Annotated in this window: 9 protein-coding genes and 3 pseudogenes; 7 read left to right on the forward strand and 5 right to left on the reverse strand. The window is 71.2% G+C overall.

Annotated elements, in window-relative coordinates:
* The 4 genes from ACFWN1_RS21420 to ACFWN1_RS21435 all read right to left on the reverse strand — a co-directional run.
* Positions 1–2,020: pyridoxal-phosphate dependent enzyme (locus ACFWN1_RS21420; protein ID WP_384364181.1), on the reverse strand; the 2,020-nt coding region annotated here is incomplete at its 3' end.
* A 2-nt stretch (positions 2,021–2,022) separates the two neighbouring features.
* Positions 2,023–3,027, reverse strand: a complete 1,005-nt coding sequence (locus tag ACFWN1_RS21425; protein WP_384364183.1) for a kinase — start codon at positions 3,025–3,027, stop codon at positions 2,023–2,025.
* Complete coding sequence (locus ACFWN1_RS21430) at positions 3,027–4,544, reverse strand: argininosuccinate lyase (protein WP_384364185.1); 1,518 nt, start codon at positions 4,542–4,544, stop codon at positions 3,027–3,029. The genes ACFWN1_RS21425 and ACFWN1_RS21430 overlap by 1 nt, the downstream gene beginning before the upstream one ends.
* A 53-nt stretch (positions 4,545–4,597) precedes the next feature.
* Complete coding sequence (locus ACFWN1_RS21435; protein WP_384364187.1) at positions 4,598–12,238, reverse strand: amino acid adenylation domain-containing protein; 7,641 nt, start codon at positions 12,236–12,238, stop codon at positions 4,598–4,600.
* A gap of 92 nt (positions 12,239–12,330) precedes the next feature.
* On the opposite strand from ACFWN1_RS21435, the pseudogene ACFWN1_RS21440 reads away from it, so the two are divergent.
* Both ACFWN1_RS21440 and ACFWN1_RS21445 read left to right on the forward strand, forming a co-directional pair.
* A pseudogene (locus ACFWN1_RS21440) lies at positions 12,331–12,464 on the forward strand (IS701 family transposase); the annotation flags it as partial.
* Positions 12,465–13,017: 553 nt separating this feature from the next.
* Positions 13,018–13,869, forward strand: coding sequence for a chitosanase (locus ACFWN1_RS21445; protein ID WP_384364189.1), 852 nt, complete (start codon positions 13,018–13,020; stop codon positions 13,867–13,869).
* A 502-nt stretch (positions 13,870–14,371) separates the two neighbouring features.
* Here ACFWN1_RS21445 and ACFWN1_RS21450 read toward each other — a convergent pair.
* A pseudogene (locus ACFWN1_RS21450) lies at positions 14,372–14,527 on the reverse strand (IS3 family transposase); the annotation flags it as partial.
* 191 nt (positions 14,528–14,718) lie between these two features.
* On the opposite strand from ACFWN1_RS21450, the gene ACFWN1_RS21455 reads away from it, so the two are divergent.
* The 5 genes and pseudogenes from ACFWN1_RS21455 to ACFWN1_RS21475 all read left to right on the forward strand — a co-directional run.
* Positions 14,719–15,933, forward strand: a complete 1,215-nt coding sequence (locus ACFWN1_RS21455) for an ROK family transcriptional regulator (RefSeq protein ID WP_384364191.1) — start codon at positions 14,719–14,721, stop codon at positions 15,931–15,933.
* A 246-nt stretch (positions 15,934–16,179) separates the two neighbouring features.
* A complete protein-coding gene (locus ACFWN1_RS21460; RefSeq protein ID WP_384364193.1) occupies positions 16,180–17,502 on the forward strand; it encodes an ABC transporter substrate-binding protein in 1,323 nt (440 codons plus the stop codon).
* A gap of 98 nt (positions 17,503–17,600) precedes the next feature.
* A complete protein-coding gene (locus ACFWN1_RS21465) occupies positions 17,601–18,482 on the forward strand; it encodes a carbohydrate ABC transporter permease (protein WP_384364195.1) in 882 nt (293 codons plus the stop codon).
* A 4-nt stretch (positions 18,483–18,486) separates the two neighbouring features.
* The gene (locus ACFWN1_RS21470) at positions 18,487–19,365 is read left to right on the forward strand and encodes a carbohydrate ABC transporter permease (protein WP_384364197.1); all 879 of its coding nucleotides are present in this window, start codon (positions 18,487–18,489) and stop codon (positions 19,363–19,365) included.
* A 9-nt stretch (positions 19,366–19,374) separates the two neighbouring features.
* Positions 19,375–19,592 (forward strand): annotated as a pseudogene (locus ACFWN1_RS21475) (6-phospho-beta-glucosidase); the annotation flags it as partial.

The following is a 19,592-nucleotide window of genomic DNA, read 5'->3' on the forward strand; positions in this document are numbered from 1 at the left end:
GGATGCCGGCGTGGGACCTCGGGACGGCTTTGAGGTCGGGCTCCAGGCCGACCGCGGCCCTGAGCTGCTGCTCCAGCAGGTCCACGCCGCAGGCCAGGCGCACCAGTTCGGGGATCATGCCGCCCGCGGGCCGCGGGTTGATCTCGACGACGGCCGGCCCGTCGCCGGTCAGCTTCACCTCGCTGTGGGCGACACCCAGGCGGAACCCCGCAGCGTCCAGGGCGGCCGTCACCGTCTCGATGACGTGCTGCGCCGTGGCGGCCGGGAGCGGGGCGGGGAAGAGGTGGCGGTTCTCCACGAAGTGGGGTGAGCCGGTGACCGACTTGGCGGTGATGCCGACGCATTCCGCTCGGCCGTCCCGGCTGAAGGTCTCCACGCTGTACTCGGGGCCGTCGAGGTACTCCTCGACGAGGACGGTCCGTGCGGTCGGCATGCCCCGCGCGTTGACGGTGACGGCGAGTATCCGCTCGGTCTGGGCACGGACCTCCGCCTCGTCGGCGCAGAGCAGGACGTTGACCGAGCCGGAGTCGTCGGCGGGCTTGACCACGCACGGCAGACCCGTCCGGGCGACGGCTGCGGCGACCTCGCCGGGTTCGTGCACCACCGCGTACCGGGGCTGGCGCACCCCCGCGTCCTCCAGCAGCGCGCGCAGGGCCGACTTGTCCCGGCACGCGGTCACCGCCTCCGGCGGGTTGCCCGGCAGGCCGAGCCAGCGGGCCAGTCGGGCGGCGGCGGGGACGTAGAAGTCGCTGGTGGTGGTGGTCCCCGCGATCTCCTCGCGGCGGAAGCGGTGCTGTACGGCGGCTCGCAGCGCGGCGTCGGAGTTGGTGTCGCAGCGGATCACCTCGGCGCCGGTCGCCGCCAGCCCCCGGTAGCGGGCGGGGTCGCCGGTCAGCAGGACGGGCGTGAGGCCGAGCCGGTCCCGGGCGAGGCCGAGGGCGAGCATGCCGGTGCCGGTGGTGTTGGACTCGACGAAGACGAGGTGCCGGCGCAGGTCGACGGGGGCGGCGTAGGACTGGCGGGACCAGCTCGTGACGGCGGTCCCGGCGGGTACGACGGCCGGCCGGTCGGGCGCCGGGAGGTCGCGCAGGCCGTGGCCGTCCCAGTGCTCGTCGCTGTAGACGGTGTCCGCGTAGCGGTCGCCCCGGTCGGGCAGGATTCCCACGATGCGGGAGCCGGGCTCGGCGCGCCGGGCCAGGTCGCCGAGGACACGGTAGACCGAGCCGGAGGTGTTGCCGCCGAAGATCTGCTGTTCGCGGGCGAGTTCGCGGGTGGCGGCGAACGCCTCGTGGTCGTTGAGCCAGTGGACCTCGTCGACGAGGGAGCGGTCGAGGTTCTTCGGCAGCAGACTGTTGCCGAGGCCGCTCTGCAGCCGTTGCGGCACGTCGGGTTGCCCGAACAGGGCGCTGCCGACGCAGTCGACTCCGACGACGCGCACGGCGGGCAGCGTGTCCCGCAGCGCCCGCCCGGTCCCGCACAGCGAGCCGCCACTGCCGACCGCGCCGACGAGCGCGTCGATGTGACCGAGATCGTCGAGCAGTTCACGCGCGAGGTCGCGATAGGCGCCGGGGTTGTCGGGGTTGGTGTACTGCTGCGGCCAGAAGGCGCCGGGCAGCTCGGCCATCAGCTCCGCGAGCCGTTCGAGCCGGGCCGACTGCCAGCCGTGGCTGGTCATCGCCTCGACGATGTGCACGTGGCAGCCGAGCGCGCGGAGTTTGGCCAGGGTGACGGGGTCGATGCGCGGGTCGGTGACGATGTGCGTCTCGTGGCCGAGGGAGCGGCCGACCAGGGCGACGCCGAGCGCCATGGTGCCGGAGGAGCTCTCCACCAGGGGGGCGTCGGGGCGCAGGGTGCCGAGCCGTCTGGCTTCGAGGACGATGTTGCGGGCGACCCGGTCCTTCATCGCGAACAGGTTCTGGAGCTCCAGCTTCGCGTAGACCTCCACTCCGCGTTCCGCGCCGAGGCGCAGCCGGACCAGCGGCGTGCGACCGATCGCGTCCGTCAGCGTGTCGAAGAGCATGCTCAGATCTCCAGTCGGTGGCTGCTGAGAGGGGTGGCCGGGGGCTTCGGGGGCGGGGCGGGGGCCCAGTCGTCACCGGCGCCCAGGGCGCGGTGGACGGAGACCTCGCCGCCCAGCGGGGTGCAGCCGGCGCGGATGTGAGCCGCCTTGGCGTCGAGTTCGGGGTCGCGGGCTTCGAGGAGGACGCCGAGGAGGGTGCCGCTGTGTGCGACGACCATGCCGTGGCCGTCGACCTCGCGGCACAGCGCGCGCAGTTCGGCGAACCCGGCGTGGGCACGTCTGCGGGCGTTGAGTTCGGCGCTGCGGGTGGCGACCTCGCCGACCGCGGGCAGGTCGCCCGTGCCGACGGCGTCGGTGAGCCGGTTCAGCAACCGGGCGTACTCGTGCCGGTCGGCCGTACCGATCGCCGTCGCGGTCCGGTTGTGGGCCACGGTGTCGACCTGTCCGCCCTCGTCGTGCGCGATCAGGGCGAGCGGGGGCAGGGTGCCGAGTCTTCGGCGCAGTCGTACCGCCCGGTGGTGGAAGCAGACGATCTCGTCGTACATGACTCCGTCGGCCGGCTCCACGCCGCGCAGGAACGCCTCGATCTGCGCGGGGGTGAACGTCCGCCCGAGCGCGTCGCCGACGGCCCGCACGGTGGCGACGAGGTCGGCGGAGGAACTGGCCATGCCCTTGCCCTCGGGGAGGTCGCCGCCGAGCTCCAGCAGTCCGCCGCCGTCCTCGCCGAGTACGGCGAGGACCGCCTGGGCGACGCGCCGGGACTTGTCCTTGTGCGCGGGCACTACCCGCACCTCGCGCGCTTCGGGGTCGGGACGGAAGACGGCCGTGGCCCAGCGGGCCAGCGGGAAGGTGACGAGGAAGTCGCTGTGGGGGGCGGGCAGGGCGCCTTGGAGCAACTCACCGAAGGTGCCGAAGGCGTGCCCGGTGCCGGCCGGTGGTCCGAGGGCGATGACCGGGGCGGCGGGGGTGGGGGCGCCGACCGGACCGTTCGGCGGGGGTGGGGGCATCAGCGCTCCCCCCCTGCCGGCCGCAGGGCGCGGTTCGTCTCGGACGCGCCCGCGCGGACGGCCTCGGCGCGGCGGTCCCACGCGGCGCGTGTCTCCTCATGGGCGGCGCGCTGCGACCGCAGCGTCTCCCGTACGGCGTCGGGGTGCGCGGAGCCGGCGGAGGCCAGGCGGGCGAGGCCGCGGTCCACATCGAAGGCGTCGGCGAGCAGGGCGGCGGGTGCGGTCAGGACCAGCCCCTGCTCGGCGGCGGCCCGGGTCAGCAGGTCCGGCCGGCCGGGGCGGGGCGAAACCCCTGCCTCGCAGGCACTCACCACGTACTTCCCGGCGACCACCTGCGCGGTCCGCCACGGCACTCCCTCGGTGAGGGTCAGCGCGTTGGCGAGGCTGAAGCCGCCCAGGTACTCGCGCTCGCACACCGCGCGCATCCGGTCGGCGCGGAAGTGCAGGCGGCGCATCACCTCGGTGAGCAGCCGGACCGTGCCGTGCGCCGAGTCGAAAGCGGTCAGAACGTGCGTACCGGCCTCCTTGGAGACCTCCACGAGGTTGCTGAAGGGCGTGTTGCGCTGGCCGAGGAGGACATCGGCGTGGAAGGCGGTCAGGTGGGCCGTACGGCCCCGGATCCGCTCCAGGACCGGGTAGTTCTTCTTCTGCGGCATCGCCGAGGAGATGCCGGACAATTCGTCGGGCAGCTCGATGAAGCCGTGCTCGCTGCCGCCCCAGGTGAGAAGGTCGGTGACGAAGCGGCTCAGGGCGGCGCCGAGCAGGCTGAGTTCGGCCGTCGCCTCGGCGCTCCAGCGGCGGGAGGCGACGGCGGTGAGGGCGTTGGGGTGGGGACGGTCGAAGCCCAGCAGGCGGGCCATCCGATCGCGGTCCCAGGGCAGTTCCTGGCCTGCCATGGCTCCCGCGCCGAGCGGGCAGGCGTTCATCCCGTCGTAGGTGTGCAGCAGCCGGCGCTGGGTGTGCAGCAACTGGTCCGTGAAAGCGGCCAGGTAGAAGCCCGGGGTGATGATCTGCGCGGCCTGGAAGTGCGTGTAGCCGGGCATGGGCAGTCCACGGGTGTCCTCGGCGCGTTCGAGGAGGACGGCGCACAGCTCCAGCAGCGAGCCGGCGAGCCGGGCGATCCGGTCGCGCCCGAACATCGCCTGGGCGCAGGCCTGGAGATCGTTGCGGCTGCGGTCGACGTGCCAGCGCGGGAGCGGAGCCGGCAGCCCGGCCGTGACGTGCCGCTCAAGGGCGAAGGCGATGTCCGACATGTTGGCGTCGGGGCGGGCCGTGAGGGTGTCGGGGCCCACCGCGTCCAGGAGGGCGGCGACGGAGTGGGCCTCGGCCGCGCTGAGCAGACCCATACGGGTGTACTCGGACGCCAGGGTCTTCTCGACGGCGATGTAGTGCTCCAGCAGGTGGCGGACCTCGAACTGGAACTGCGGGGCGAGCAGCTCCTCGTGCAGCAGGTCGCTCGGCCCGCCGCGGATGCGGCCGCTGAGTTCGGCGGCGGGCGCCGGGGGCTGGCTCGTCACGGTGACGGTGTCCGTTCTGTGGTGTGGGAGGTCGTGCGGTGCGGTGTACGCGATCACTGCGTGCGGCGCGGGTCCGGTCGGGCGGCCGGGTCCAGGGCGGCGTCGAGGGAGGCGGCGACGGCCGTCACGTGGGGCATCCGCACCAGCTGGTAGTGGTCGGCGTCGCTGTCGTGCCGCAGGAGACCGTCCGGTGTCCGGGCGGCCCAGTGGTCGGCGGAACGCAGGGCGGCGCCGGTGGTGCTCTGGTGGAAGTGCACGGGGCCGGCGGCGACGGGGGGCTCGTACCGTGCGGCCGCGAGCAGCCCGGTGCGGAACACGGCGTAGTGGCGGGCGAGTTCGTCGTCGCCGAGGGCCGGGGCGGAGTCGTGCGCGGTGAGCGCGGCGGCTACCGCCCGCAGCCGGGCGGGGGTGTCGACGGCAGCGAGCAGCTCGGCCCGCAAGGTGTCCCGCGCGGCGTCGCCGGGGTCCGCCCCGGCGGACCGGGCCAGGTCGTCGTGGAACCACTCCAGCAGGGCGGCCTCGTCGGGGGGCACGTCCGTGGCCCCGGGGTAGGCCGTGTCGAGCAGTGCGAGGGTCGCCACCTCCTCGCCGGCGACGTGCAGTTGATGGGCCATCTCGTAGGCGAGCAGCCCGCCCAGAGACCAGCCGGCCAGATGGTAGGGGCCGTGCGGCCGGACTTCGCGCAGTGCGGCGACGTGGGCGGCGGCGAGGGACGGGACGGTGGGCCGGGCCGCCGGATCGAGGCCGCGCGGGTCAGCGGGGGCCGGGCCCCGGGTGGTCGGGGCGGATGCCGTCAGTCCGGGAGCCGCCAAGCCGTACACGGGGCGGCCCGGGGACAGCGCCGTGGCGAGTGCGTGGTAGCAGAGGACGTCGCCTCCTACGGGATGGACGAGGAAGAGCGGGGCCAGGTCGCCGTGCGGGCGGATGCGGACGACGGTGTCCGGGTGTTCGGGGCGGCGTCGGGCGCGCAGCGCCTGCGCCTGACGCGCCACGGTGGGGTGCTCCATGACCGTCGAGACCGAAAGGTGCTCGTCGAACGCCTTGTTGATGCGGCCGATGAGGCGCAGCGCGTCGATCGAGTGCCCGCCCGCCGCGAAGAAGTCGTCGTCGGCGCCGACCGGTCCGGTGCCGAGGAGCTCCTCCCAGATGCGGGCGAGGCGGGTTTCGGTACCTCGACGGGGTGGCCGGGACGGCTCCCGGGGCACGGTGCGGCCCGGTCGCGGTTCGGGCAGCGCGGCCCGGTCGAGCTTGCCGTTGCGGGTGAGGGGCAGTACGTCGAGCCGCACCCACGCCGAGGGCACCATGTGCGCCGGCAGCCGGGTGCGGGCCCAGGTGTCCAGTTCGATGTCCAGTTCCGCGCCGGCCGCGGCGTCGTCCACCGCCCCGGCCCCCTCGGCGGTGCCGGCCACGACGTAGCCGGTCAGGCGTTCGCCGCGCAGCAGCACCACACACGCGCGGACCGAGGGGTGCTCGGCGAGCACGGCCTCGATCTCACCGGGCTCGACCCGGAAGCCGCGGATCTTCAGCTGGTGGTCGGTGCGCCCCGCGTACTCCAGCGCGCCGTCCGCACGGTGCCGGGCGAGGTCGCCGGTGCGGTAGAGGCGACGGGCGACGCCTTGGGGGTCGGTGTGCTCGACGAACCGCTCGGCGGTGAGATCGGGGCGTCCGTGGTAGCCGAGGGCCAGTCCGACGCCTTCGAGGTACAGCTCGCCGGTGACACCCGTCGGCACCTCGGACAGCCGGGCGTCCAGGACGTGGGTGCGCATGTTGGCGATGGGCCGGCCGATCGGCACGGCGTCCTCGCTCTGGGGCCGGCACCGCCACGCGGTGACGTCGACGGCCGCCTCGGTGGGCCCGTACAGGTTGTACAGCTCGACGCCCGGCAGCAGGTCGAAGAACCGCCTCTGCACCTCATGGGGCAGGGCCTCGCCGCTGCACACGACGCGGGTGAGACCGCGGGCGAGCCGTACCGCGAGGGGGTCGTCGAGGAAGGCGCCGAGCATCGACGGCACGAAGTGCACCGTGCTGACGCCCTCCTCCTGGACGAGGCCGGCCAGGTAGGCGGGATCGCGCTGGCCGCCGGGCCGGGCTAGGACGAGCGCGGCGCCGGTGAGCAGGGGCCAGAACAGCTCCCACACCGACACGTCGAAGGTGTACGGCGTCTTCTGCAGCACGCGTTCACCGGGGACGAGCCCGTAGGCGTCCTGCATCCACAGCAGCCGGTTGGCGATGGCGCGATGCGAGACCACCACCCCCTTGGGCGTGCCCGTCGAACCCGAGGTGAAGATCATGTAGGCGGGGTCATCAGGTCCGGCGGCGGCCTCCGCGAGACCGTTCGCGGGATCGGCGCCCGCGTTCGGGCCCGGATCGTCCACCACGAGGACGGTCGGACCTGCGGCGTCCGGACCCTCCGCCCCCGGCACCCGCAGCGCGTCCGCCAGGTGGCCGTCGGCGACGACCAGGGCGATGCCGGCCTCCGCGAGCAGCGCACGGGTGCGCGCCTCGGGGTGCTCAGGGTCCAGCGGCACGTACGCCGCACCGGACTTGAGCACGGCGAGCAGGGCCACCGGCAGCATCAGCGAGCGGTCCATGAGCAGGCCGACGAAGGCACCGGGTCCGGCGCCGAGGGCCCGTAGGCGGGCGGCAAGGCGTTCGGCCGCCTCGCCGAGCTGCCGGTAGTCGAGCGCCGCGCCCTCGAAGCGAACCGCCGTCGCGTCCGGTGTGCGCCGCACCTGCTGGTCGATGAGTTCGGTGAGCGTGTGCGGTGCCTCGTAGTGCTTCTCGGTGGCGTTCCACTCGGCGTGGCGGCGTCGGTCCTGCGGCGGGACCAGGTCGGCCGCGAGAGAGTCCTGGCCGGGCCCTTCGGCGAGGGCCCGCAGCGCCGCCGTGTAGGAGACGTGCACCGCGGCCATCTGTTCGGCGGTGAAGCACGCCGCGTCGTAGCGCAGTCCGAGTTCGAGCAGCCGGCCGTCGGGGGTGCGGGAGAACTCCGCGCCGAACGCGACGTCCGTGGCGGCCTCCCCGGTCTCCTCGAGAACGGTGAACGCCTCGCCGGAGGGCCCCTCCCGCTCGACGTGGAAGTGCGTGTAGTTGAAGAACGTCTCGAAGGGCGCCGCCCCGCCGTTGCGGCGCACCACCTCGGCGAGCGGGTAGCGCCGGTGCCCGTGCACCCGCATGTCGAGGTCGGCGACGCGGCGCACGAGGTCCCGCCAGCTCTCGGAGGTGAGGGCGAGCCGGAAGGGAAGCGTGTTGAGGAACGCGCCCACGACCTTGTCGCCGTCCGGCTCCTCGGTGCGGCCGCCCAGCACCACGCCGGTGGTGACCTCGTCGGCGCCGCTCATCAGGGCCATGACGCGAAGGTGCGCGGCGAGCAGGACGGTGCGCAGCGGCACTCCGAGGTCGGCGGCGAGCGCGGCCAGCTGTTCGTGAAGGGCGGCGGGCAGTGGTGCGTGGTGCCACGTCATCCGGGGCGGTCCGCCGGCCGCGGCGCCGCGGGGCAGCCGGGTCACAGGAGCGCCCTCGGTCACTTCGTCCCAGAAGCCCCGCTGGGCGGAGTCGGCGAGCGCGGCGCGCTCCAGCGCGACGAAGGAGGCGAACCGGGAGCGCGGCGCGGGGACGGACCCGGCCCGGGTCCCGTCGTCCTCTTCGGCGCGGAGCCGGACGTAGCGGGTGGCGAGTTCGGTGAGGAGGGAGCGCTCGCTCCAGCCGTCCATGACCGCGTGGTGCTCGGCGACGAACAGCTGGAACGTCGCGTCGGTGCGGCGCTGCACATGGAAGCGGATCAGCGGCGCCTCGTTCCAGACGAACGGACGCGCGCGCTCGGCCTCGTAGTGTGCGGCCACGGCGGCTTCCCGCGCGGTGTCGTCCAGCCCGCGCAGGTCCTCGAAGGTGATGCGGGGACGGGCGTCGCGGTGGACGAGCTGGAGGGGCTCGCCGAATCCGTGCGGGTCGAAGGAGGTGCGCAGCATCTCGTGCCGGGCACCGGCCTCGTGGATCGCACACCGCCAGGCGCGCTCGGACCAGGGTGCTCCGACATGGTAGGAGGCGACGTTGTGGTACACCCGGCCGGTCCCGGCGGGCAGGTCGCTGTGGAAGAGCATCCCGGCCTGGAGCCGGGTCATCGGGTAGGCGTCCTCCAGCCCGGGAGGCAGCGCCTCACGGTCCTCGTCGGTGAGGAGCGAGAACGGCCGGTAGGACGGCGTGTCGGACGGAGCGCCAGGCTCCGTGCCGAACGGCGTGTCCGTGTCGCGGAGGATCGCACCGGCGAGACCGCGCACGGTCTGGAACCGCATCAGGTCCGCGACGGCGAAGCGCAGTCCGCGGTCGCGGGCGCGCGCGAGCACCTGGAGCGAGCGGATGGAGTCGCCGCCGAGGGCGAAGTAGTTGTCGAGCGCGCCGATCCGCTCGTGGCCGAGGACCTCCCGCCAGATCTCGGCGAGCGCCGTCTCGACCGGTCCGCTCACCGGCTCGTGCCCGGCGGCGGACCCCAGGATCGTCGCCCCGTCCGCGCCGGGGGCGGGCAGGGCGCGACGGTCGGCCTTGCCGTTGGCGGTGAGGGGGAAGGCAGGCAAGGTGACGAACACACCGGGGACCATGTACTCGGGCAGCCGGGAAGCGAGGTGCGCGCGCAGCGCGTCGACGGTCAGGGTGCCGGGGATGTCCGAGGCGGCCGCGGGGTCGGTCGCGGGAGTGGCGTCCGCGGGGGCGCCGGACCCGGGCCGCGGGGAGACCTCCGCGCTGGGCTCCGTGGTGGGCTCCGTGGTGGGTACGACGTACCCGACCAGCACCGGATTGCCGGTGGCGTCGGGGAGCACGCGGGCGACGGCGGCGCCGATCGCGGTGTGGGCGGTGAGTGCCGCCTCGACCTCGCCCAGCTCGATGCGGAAGCCCCGCAGTTTGACCTGGTCGTCGATGCGGCCGAGGTACTCCAGCTCGCCGTCCGCGCGCAGCCGGGCGAGGTCACCGGTGCGGTACAGCCGTTCCCCCGACGCGCTCATGGGGAAGCGTTCGGCGGTCAGCTCCGGGCGGTTGAGGTAACCGCGGGCGAGCCCCGCACCGGCGACGTGCAGCTCGCCCACGGCTCCCCGGGGTACCGCCCTGCCCCGGCCGTCCAGCAGGTGCAGCCGCAGATCGGGGATGGGCACGCCGATGACGCTGCCGCGTCCTTCCTCGGCATCGCGGGCGGTCAGCGGACGGTAGGTGACGTGCACGGTGGTCTCGGTGATGCCGTACATGTTCACCAGGCGGGGCGAGGTGTCGCCGTGCCGCTCGAACCAGCCGCGCAACGCGCCGACGTCCAGGGCCTCTCCGCCGAACACCACGTGCCGCAGGGCCGGCCACCCGCTCCGCGGACCCTGTCCGTCTACGCGGTCGAGCTGGTGGAAGGCCGACGGTGTCTGGTTGAGGACAGTCACCTTCTCGTCGCGCAGCAGCCGGTGGAACTCCTCCGGTGACCGGCTGACGTCGTACGGCACGATGACGAGCCGGCCGCCGTTCAGGAGTGCGCCCCACAGCTCCCACACGGAGAAGTCGAACGCGATGGAGTGGAAGAGGGTCCAGACGTCGCCGGCGCCGAAGCCGAACCAGTGCTCGGTCGCGGAGAACAACCGGGTGATGTTGCGGTGCGGGACCAGGGTGCCCTTGGGTCGTCCGGTGGACCCGGAGGTGTAGATGGCGTAGGCAAGGTCGTCCGGGGTGGCGACGCTGTCGGGAGCGGTATCCGGCAGCCGGTCCAATTCGGCGGCGTCGCCTTCCAGGTCGACGGCGCGCATGCCCGGGGCGTACCAGAGCGGACGGGTACCGGTGGTGCCGACGACATGGACGAGACCCGCGTCGGCCACGATGTGGCGCAGACGGTCGGGCGGGTTGTCGGGGTCGAGGGGCAGATACGCGCCGCCCGCCTTGAGGATGCCCAGCAGGCCGACGACCAGTTCCGCGGAGCGGGGGACGCACAGGCCCACCAGGGTGCCGGGGACCACGCCGAGGTCGCGCAGTCGCCGGGCGACCTGGTTCGCGCGGCGGTCGAGCTCCCCGTAGCCGAGGTGGCGCCCGCGGTCGGTGACGGCGACGGCGCCGGGTGCGCGGGCCGCGTGCTCGGCGAACACCTCGTGGGCGCAGGGCGGCGGACCGGTCGTGTCCGCGGCGGGGGTCGGCGTCGCCGCGGCGGGGGCGGGCTCTGACGTCAGGGGCAGCAGTTCCTCGTCGGAGAGCATCGGCAGAGCGGACAGCGGCAGGTGGGGCCCGTTGACGGCGGCACCGAGCAGGCGCAGATAGTGCCCGGTGAACCGCTCGACGGTGGCGGCCTCGTAGAGGTCGGCCCGGTATTCCAGCCGGAGGCGCACCCCGCCGCCGGCCTGCACGATGTCGAAGGTCAGGTCGAACTTGGCGGTGTCGGAGGGGCCTTCGAGCAGCCGTACACCGAGGTCCGGCAGCTCCGCGGTGGTTACGTCCTCGTCGTGGAAGCCGACCAGGACGTCGAAGAAGGGGGCCCGTTCGGTGACACGGCCGGGGTTGAGGTGCTCGACGATCCTCTCGAACGGCAGGTCCTGGTGGTCCTGGGCATCCGCCACGGTGTCCCGCACCGCGCTGACATGATCCCGGAACCGGGGGTCCGCGGAGAAGTCCGAACGGATCACGAGAGTGTTGACGAACAGGCCGACCGTGTCCGCGAACTCCTTGCGGTTCCGGTTGGCCACCAGGGTGCCGACGAGCACGTCCTCAGTGCCGGAATAGCGGCCCAGCACGACCTGGAGGGCGGCGAGCATCGCCATGAAGCGCGTGCTTCTGGTGTCCCGGCAGACCTGGTCGAGCCCCCCGAGCACGGCGTCCGGCAGCGGAACCTCGTACATGGCGGCCGTGCGGGGGGCGACGGGGGCGGAAGCAACGGGATCGGGAACGGCCGGGTCCGGAGAGGCCGACGGCCGGCGGTCGGCGGGTATCGCGGAGGTCGGCAGCTCACCCCCCAGCCGAGTGGCCCAATAGTCGAGCTGCCGCTCGGCGGCCGGACCGCCCAGCCATTCCTCCTGCCATTCGGAGAAGTCGGCATAGTGGAATTCCGGTTCCTCCGCCATGGGGTTCTGCCCGTCGACCGATTCTGCGGCGTATTCCCCGAGGAGTTCCCGGAGCAGAATCGCGGCGGACCATCCGTCACCGACTATGTGATGCATTCCGAGCGCCAGTACGGCGCGATCCGAACCTGCCGGACGGCGCAGCAGTGCCACCCGGAAGAGGGGGCCGGTGGCGAGGTCGAAAGGCCGGCGGTACTGCGCGTCCATCCAGCTCCGAATGCACTCGTCGGCGTCGTCCTCCCCCGCCTGTGGAGTGTCCGCGGCCTCCACCGACCAGTCGAGCCGCGCCGAGGAGTCGACACACTGGGTCAACTCCCCTTCGTCCAGGACGAATCGGGTACGCAGCGCCTCGTGTCGGTCGAGCAGCCGCTGTGCGCCGACCCGCAGCAGGTCCTCGTCCACGTCTGCGTCGAACACGCAGTAGACCGGCATGTGGTAGGTGGGTCTGTTCCCCTCCAGTTCCTGAAGGAAATACATCCGCTTCTGTGCGCGCGAGGCACGAAAGACGGAAACAGCGGAATTCCCGGACGGTTCTGTGGACGGCTCTTCCGAAAGGTCCGGAACGACCGCGGCGTGAATGGCCAAGACGACTCCCTCGACCGTCACGCCTCTTCTGACGCGCGGCACAGATTCCCCTGCTGGGCGAATCCCACGCTATTGGTGCGCCAGGTTCCGCAGAAGTCCCGGCCTGGCGGTCCCCGGAACACGTGACACCGTTCGTCGGAGAGTTCTTCCAGTGCGGCAAGGGCCTGGCGGTCTTGGACGAGCACCAGGTCTGCCGCTACCCGTCCTTGTCCCGCTGGTCACCCCGGCCATGCTCGCGCACACCTTCCTTGCCGTCGTCCGCGCGAACGGCTCCGCCGAGGTGGGAGACGCGGGCTGCCGGGCAGGGACGGCGACTCCTCGCCGTGGCCGGCGGCGCTCGGGAGGCGGGAGTACTCATGGCCCACCCGGACGAGGAAGCCGAGGCCCGCTCGGCGGACAGCGGAGGCGGCCCCGGACACACGGTGCCGCTGGCGGTGGCGTTCGCCGTGCCGGTGACGAAGGTGACGTACACAGTGGGGGCGGCGCGGCGGCCCGCGAGATGTAGTAGGCGAAGCCGTACAACGTGTGCTGCTCGGCGCGGAGGGCCCGGATCAGGCGCCGGGCGTCCGGGGGGTCGCAGGGCGCGGCGCGGTCATGGAGGGCGTCAGGCGTATCGCGGCCGGGGCGTCGGAGGCGGTGGGCACGAAGGTCGTGGAGCCGAAAATTCCGCTGACCCGGCATGCGTTTGTAAAGGTTCGACGTCTCGGCGCCACATACCTGTGCACGGCCTCCCCCTTCTGGTAAGTAAGCTTCCTGTCATACGGGCGCCGCAAGCAGGCCCACGCGTCTTCATCGAAGTCCCCCCACCAGGAGGCCCAGTCATGCAGCAGTTCTCTGCCAGCACCCGGTCCGCTGAACCAACAGGAACGCGCCGCCCCTCGCGTCGAGCCTTCCTCGGCACGCTCGGGGCGTCGGTCGCGGCAGCAACCATGCTGGCGACACTTCCGGCAGCGGCGGCTCCGCAGGCCATCGGACTCGACGACCCGGCGAAGAAGGAGATCGCCATGCGACTCGTCTCCAGCGCGGAGAACTCTTCCCTGGACTGGAAGGCACAGTACAAGTACATCGAAGACATCCAGGACGGGCGGGGATACACCGCGGGCATAATCGGGTTCTGTTCCGGCACCGGTGACATGCTCGACCTCGTAACCCTCTACACCCAGCGCAAGCCCGGCAACCCGCTGGCCAGGTACCTCCCGGCACTGCGCAAGGTCAACGGCACCGACTCCCACGACGGGCTCGACGGCTTTCCCAGCGCCTGGCGCTCCGCAGCGAACGACTCGGCTTTCCAGCAGGCACAGAACGACGAGCGGGATCGCGTCTACTTCAACCCTGCCGTCAGCCAGGGCAAGGCTGACGGCCTTTCCGTCCTCGGGCAGTTCGCCTACTACGACTCCGTCGTCATGCACGGCGACGGTGACGACTCCACCAGCTTCCGCAACATCCGCAAGCGTGCACTGGCCAAGGCGAAGCCGCCGGCCCAGGGGGGCGACGAGACAAACTACCTCAACGCCTACCTCGATGCGCGCGTCTGGGCGATGAAGCAGGAGGAAGCACACAGTGACACCAGCCGAGTGGACACCGCTCAGCGGATCTTCCTGAAAGAGGGGAATTTCAACCTCAATCCCCCGCTCGACTGGAAAGTGTACGGCGACAGCTTCCACATCGGCTGAGGGACTGTAAACGTTCGGCTCTGGCAAGATGAGGCTCGCGGGCGAGCACTGCCGATGCATCCGGGGCGACGATCCAGCCGACACCCCCCTGTATGCCTCTCCCGTCCGCGAACCTTGCCGTCGGTAACCTTTGGCACGGTGCGTTTCCACCGGATGTGAGCCAGAGCCACACGTTCGGTGTGACTCCCGATCAGGGAAGACGCATCGCTGACCAGCAACGACGTGACCGGGGCCGGGTCCACCGAGTCGTCTGAAACGCCGCCGTCGAAGTCTGTGGACGACCGGCTGATCGACGAGTTGGCGGGCCGGGCCCAGGCCGAGGGCCTGCGACCGACCGGTGAGAGCGGGCTGCTCCAGCTCCGCGAGGACAGCTGACGAAGCGGCTCCTGGACTCCGCTCTCGAGGGTGAGATCACCGACCGTCTCGGCTATGACGAGCACGATCCCGCCTGGACGAACGGCGGCAACTCAGGCAACGGCTTCCCAGGGCGGCAGGGCTTGGTCAGCCCGGCTTTGAACGGGCCGATCGTGGACTCCGTCAGGGCGTTGTCGTAGGCGTCGCCGACCGATCCGGTCGACGCGGCAGTACCAGCCCGGTCGAGGTGCTCGGCGAGCGCGAGCGACGTGTACCGCGACCCGGCATCAGCGTGATGTGTCAACTCGGCGTCGGGGACGTGCGCGCAGCGGGTTGACGCTTCTGTCCCGGCGGCCCTACGCGTCCGTACGCCCGACGCCGTTCTGCGACAGGACACCCCTTGACGCTCCCCACGAGTAGACGTAGTTTCTCCGCAACCAACCGGAAACGTTCCTAACAGTCGGCCGGGGGGTGAACGGAAGGCAGCGTGGAACCATGGCCCAGAACTCAGGCGGCAGCGTCCCCGGTACGCCCAGCGTGCTGCGGGCGATGAACGACCGGGCCGCCCTTGATCTGCTTCTGGAGCACGGCCCACTGTCCCGAACCCGCGTCGGCGCTCTCACCGGTCTGTCGAAGCCCACGGCTTCCCAGCTTCTCGGCCGCCTGGAAGCCTCCGGCCTCGTTCTGGCCACCGGCACCAGCACCGGCCGCCCCGGCCCCAGCGCACAGCTGTACACGATCAATCCGCGCGCCGCGTTCGTCGCGGGGCTCGACGTCACTCCCCAGCGGATCCACGCGGCGGTGGCCGACGTGACCGGCAGCGTCGTGGGACAGTGCGAGCTGCTCACACCGGGCCGGCGGGCTGGAGATGTCCCCGCTCAGGTGACCGGGGCGCTTGACGGAGCCATCAAGGACGCCGGGCTGGCCCGCTCAGACATTCACCGGGTGGTGATCGGCACGCCGGGCGCCTTCGACCCGAGCACCGGGCGGCTGCGATACGCCTCGCACCTGCCTGGCTGGCACTCCCCCACGCTCCTCGGCAAGCTGGCGACCGCGCTGCCGATGCCAGTGGAGTACGAGAACGACGTGAACCTGGTCGCCATCGCCGAGCAGCACGCCGGTGCGGCCCGAGAGCACGAGAACTTCGTACTGCTGTGGAACGGCGAAGGACTGGGAGCCGCCCTGGTGATGGGCGGCCGCCTCCACCGCGGTTTCACCGGCGGGGCGGGCGAGCTCGGCTTCCTCCCCGTGCCCGGGGCGCCGCTGGTCCGCGGCGTGACCCAGGCGAACGGCGGGGGCTACCAGAACCTGGCGGGCGCGCAAGTGCTGCCTGAACTCGCCCGCCAGCACGGCATCGCCGACGTTCCGCACGGCCCGTACCCGGAGGTCGCAGCCCGACTGCTCGGCCGGGCGGCCGCGTCGGACGAAGGGGCATACGGAGCGTTCCTCGATGCCTACGCGACCCGCCTGGCCACAGGACTGGCCTCACTGGTGGCCGTTCTCGATCCGGAACTCGTCGTGCTCGCCGGAGAGGCCATCGCCCCTGGCGGCAACCCTCTCCTGAACCGCGTCACCTCCGAACTGCACGAGCTAGCCGCAGCGCGGCCGCGCCTCGTGCTCGGCGACGTCACCGACCACCCTGTCCGGCACGGAGCGCTGGAGAGCGCGCTCGCCGCCACCCGCGACGAAGTGTTCGACACGTCGCGCTAGCCGCTCCGCCCCCCTCTCCACACAGACGCCTGCCCCGGCCGCTGGTTTCCCAGAACGGCGGCCGGGACAGGGAATCACCCTCCACATCGCCTCACCGCACTGGTCGGTGTGCCCGCGCGCACACCCCGCCCGCCCCTCACGCGACAGCGACAGCGACAGCGACAACGGGGTGCTTGCTCCACCCTGCGCTCCGTCCGTCGCAACACCCGTCCGGAATCCCGTTCCTCACGACCAGAAAGACCTGCCATGCACCGCAAAGCAACCGTCGGCGCCCTGGCCGCCGCCATAGCACTCCTCGCCACAGCCTGTACGGGATCGACCGGGGCCAGTGCGGACGACGATCCCAACGCGGAGGTGACACTGACCTTCTGGCACGGCTGGTCCGCGCCCAACGAGGTCGCGGCGGTGAACGCCAACGTCAAGAGGTTCGAGAAGGTCCACCCGAACATCAAGGTGAAGGTCGTCAGCAACGTCACCGACGACAAGATCCAGCAGGCATTGCGCGCCGGCGGCTCCAACGCACCTGACGTCGTCTCCTCCTTCACCACCGACAACGTCGGCAAGTTCTGCTCCTCCGGCGCCTTCGCCGACCTGGCTCCATTCGTCCAGAAGTCCAAGCTCGACCTGGAGAAGACCTTCGCCAGGACGCGACTGGACTACACCCAGTTCGAGGGCAAGCGCTGCACGCTGCCTCTGCTGGGCGACGCCTACGGTCTCTACTACAACAAGGACGCGTTCAAGGAGGCGGGCATCACCGCACCGCCCAAGACGTGGGACGAGTTCGACGAGATCGCCAAGAAGCTGACCAAGCCGAAGGGCTCGTCCTACGAGCGGGTCGGATTCATGCCGAACTTCCACGGTTACGAATCCACGATTGGCCACTTGGCCGCCCAGTGGGGCCCGACCTACTTCGACGCGAGCGGCAAGTCGAACGTCGCCAAGGACCCGGCCTTCGCGAGGATGTTGACCTGGCAGAAGAACCTGGTGACCAAGCTCGGCGGCTTCGACAAGCTCGAGCGTTTCCGCACCACCTTCGGTGACGAGTGGGGCGCCAAGCACCCCTTCCACACCCAGCAGGTCGCCATGCAGCTCGACGGCGAGTGGCGGCTGGGCATGGCGCTGGACGCCAAGGTCCCCTTCGACATCGGCGTCGCTCCCCTGCCGGTCCCCGCGGACCAGATCGGCGAGTACGGCAAGGGCTACCTGTCCGGCACCATCGCGGGCATCGCGGCCACCAGCCACAAGCAGAACGCCGCGTGGCAGTTCCTGAAGTACCTGACGACTGACACCGACGCGGTGGTCGACTTCGCCAACGAACTGCGCAACGTCCCCTCGACGACCGCCGCTCTCGCCTCGCCGAGGCTGAAGTTCGACCCGCGCTTCAAGACCTTCCTGGACATCGCCGCGAACCCCAAGTCCACCACCACCCCGGCTTCCGTCAACGGCGGCGCCTACCAGGTGACGCTCCAGGACCTCGGTTTCCGCCACGAGAGCGGCAAGGCGAACCTGAAGTCCGACCTGGAGAAGACCGCCCAGCAGATCGACACGGACATCGAGAAGGCGAAGTGAACGCCCGCACCACCGCCGCGGCCCCTCAAGGGGCCGGGGCCGCGGCCGACCATCTCAAAGCCCGGCGCCGACGCGCCAACCTTCGCACCGCGGCCTTCATGTCACCGTGGCTGATCGGTTTCACGGTCTTCTTCGCCTACCCGCTGCTGTCCACCGTGTACTTCTCCTTCATGAAGTACGACGGCTTCAGAGCGCCGGCATTCTCCGGCCTGGACAACTGGATCTACGTGTTCAGGGACTATCCCGGCTTCTGGCCGGCCATGGGCAACACGCTCTGGCTGGTGGTCGTGATGGTCACCCTGCGCGTGGTCTTCGGACTGGGCATCGGCATGCTGATCACAAGGATCAAGCTGGGGACCGGCATCTTCCGCACCCTGTTCTACCTGCCCTACCTCGCCCCGCCCGTCGCCGCCACTCTCGGTTTCGTCTTCCTGCTCAACCCCGGCACCGGCCCCGTCAACGCCTTCCTGGAATCCGCCGGCCTCCCCTCCCCGGGCTGGTTCACCGACCCCACCTGGTCCAAGCCGGCCCTCACCCTCCTCGCGGTATGGGGCATCGGCGACCTGATGGTGATCTTCATGGCCGCGCTCCTCGACGTCCCGCAGGACCAGTACGAGGCCGCCTCGCTCGACGGGGCCTCGGCCTGGCAGCGGTTCCGCTTCGTCACACTGCCCAACATCTCTCCCATCCTGCTGTTCGCGGTGGTCACCGGCGTCATCCAGACCATGCAGTACTACACACAGCCCCTCGTCGCGGGGAAAGTGGCCTCCGGCATCATCGGCGGCAGCGGGCAGACGTTCGAGCCGGGGTACCCCGAGAAGTCCACGCTCACGCTTCCCCAGCTCGTCTACAACCTCGGCTTCCAGCGCTTCGACTACGGCTCGGCCTGCGTGGTCGCCCTCGTGCTCTTCGCGCTCTCCATGGCCTTCACCGCTCTGCTGATGCGGCGCCGCGGCGGGCTCATCCAGGCAGGTGACTGACCCCATGACCCACATCCTCGACACTCCCGCTCACTCGCCTGCCGCACGGACCGCGCGCCGCAAGGCAGCACTGCACTGGACAGCCGTTCACGCCCTCGGGATCGCCGCGGCGCTCTTCTTCGTGCTGCCCTTCGTCTTCCTCTTCCTCACGTCGGTGATGAGCGACCAGCAGGCCCTCACCCGCGACCTCATCCCCGACACCTGGGAATGGGACAACTACCGAAAAGTCTTCGACACGCCCGGCTTCCTGATCTGGTGGCGCAACACCCTGCTCTATGCGGGCCTGGGAACCGTCCTGTCGGTGGCTTCCTCGATCCCGGTGGCGTACGCGCTGGCGAAGTTCCGCTTTCGCGGCCGCAAACTCTCCCTGATGCTCGTCATCTCCATGATGATGCTGCCGCCCCAGGTCGTCATCATCCCCATGTACCTCTTCTGGGCCAAGCAACTGGACCTGAGCGGCACCCTGTGGCCGCTGATCATCCCGATGGCCTTCGGCGACGCGTTCTCCATCTTCCTGCTGCGCCAGTTCCTCCTGACGATCCCCGACGAGTGCCTGGACGCAGCCCGGATGGACGGATGCGGCGAGCTGCGCACCCTGCTCCGCGTGGTCGTACCCATGGCCAAGCCCGGCATCGCTGCCGTCGCCCTCTTCCAGTTCTTCTACGCCTGGAACGACTACTTCGGACCACAGATCTACGCCTCCGAGAACCCGGGCGCCTGGACGCTCAGTTACGGCCTGGAATCCTTCAAGGGCGCACACCACACCGACTGGAACCTGACCATGGCCGCGACCGTTCTGGTCATGGCCCCCGTGATCCTCGTCTTCTTCTTCGCACAGAAGGCTTTCGTCGAGGGCATCACACTCACTGGAGTGAAGGGCTAGCACGACACCATGAAACTGACCGTCATAGGGGGCGGTTCCACCTACACGCCCGAGCTCATCGACGGCTTCGCGCGTCTGCGTGACACGCTGCCGGTCAGCGAGCTGGTGCTGGTGGACCCGGCAGCAGAACGCCTGGAACTCATCGGCGGCCTCGCCCGGCGGATCTTCGCCAGGCAGGGCCACCCCGGCAAGGTGGTCACCACCTCCGACATCGACGCCGGCGTGGC

Origin of the sequence: Streptomyces sp. NPDC058459, assembly GCF_042721685.1 — a bacterium.
Taxonomy (GTDB): domain Bacteria; phylum Actinomycetota; class Actinomycetes; order Streptomycetales; family Streptomycetaceae; genus Streptomyces.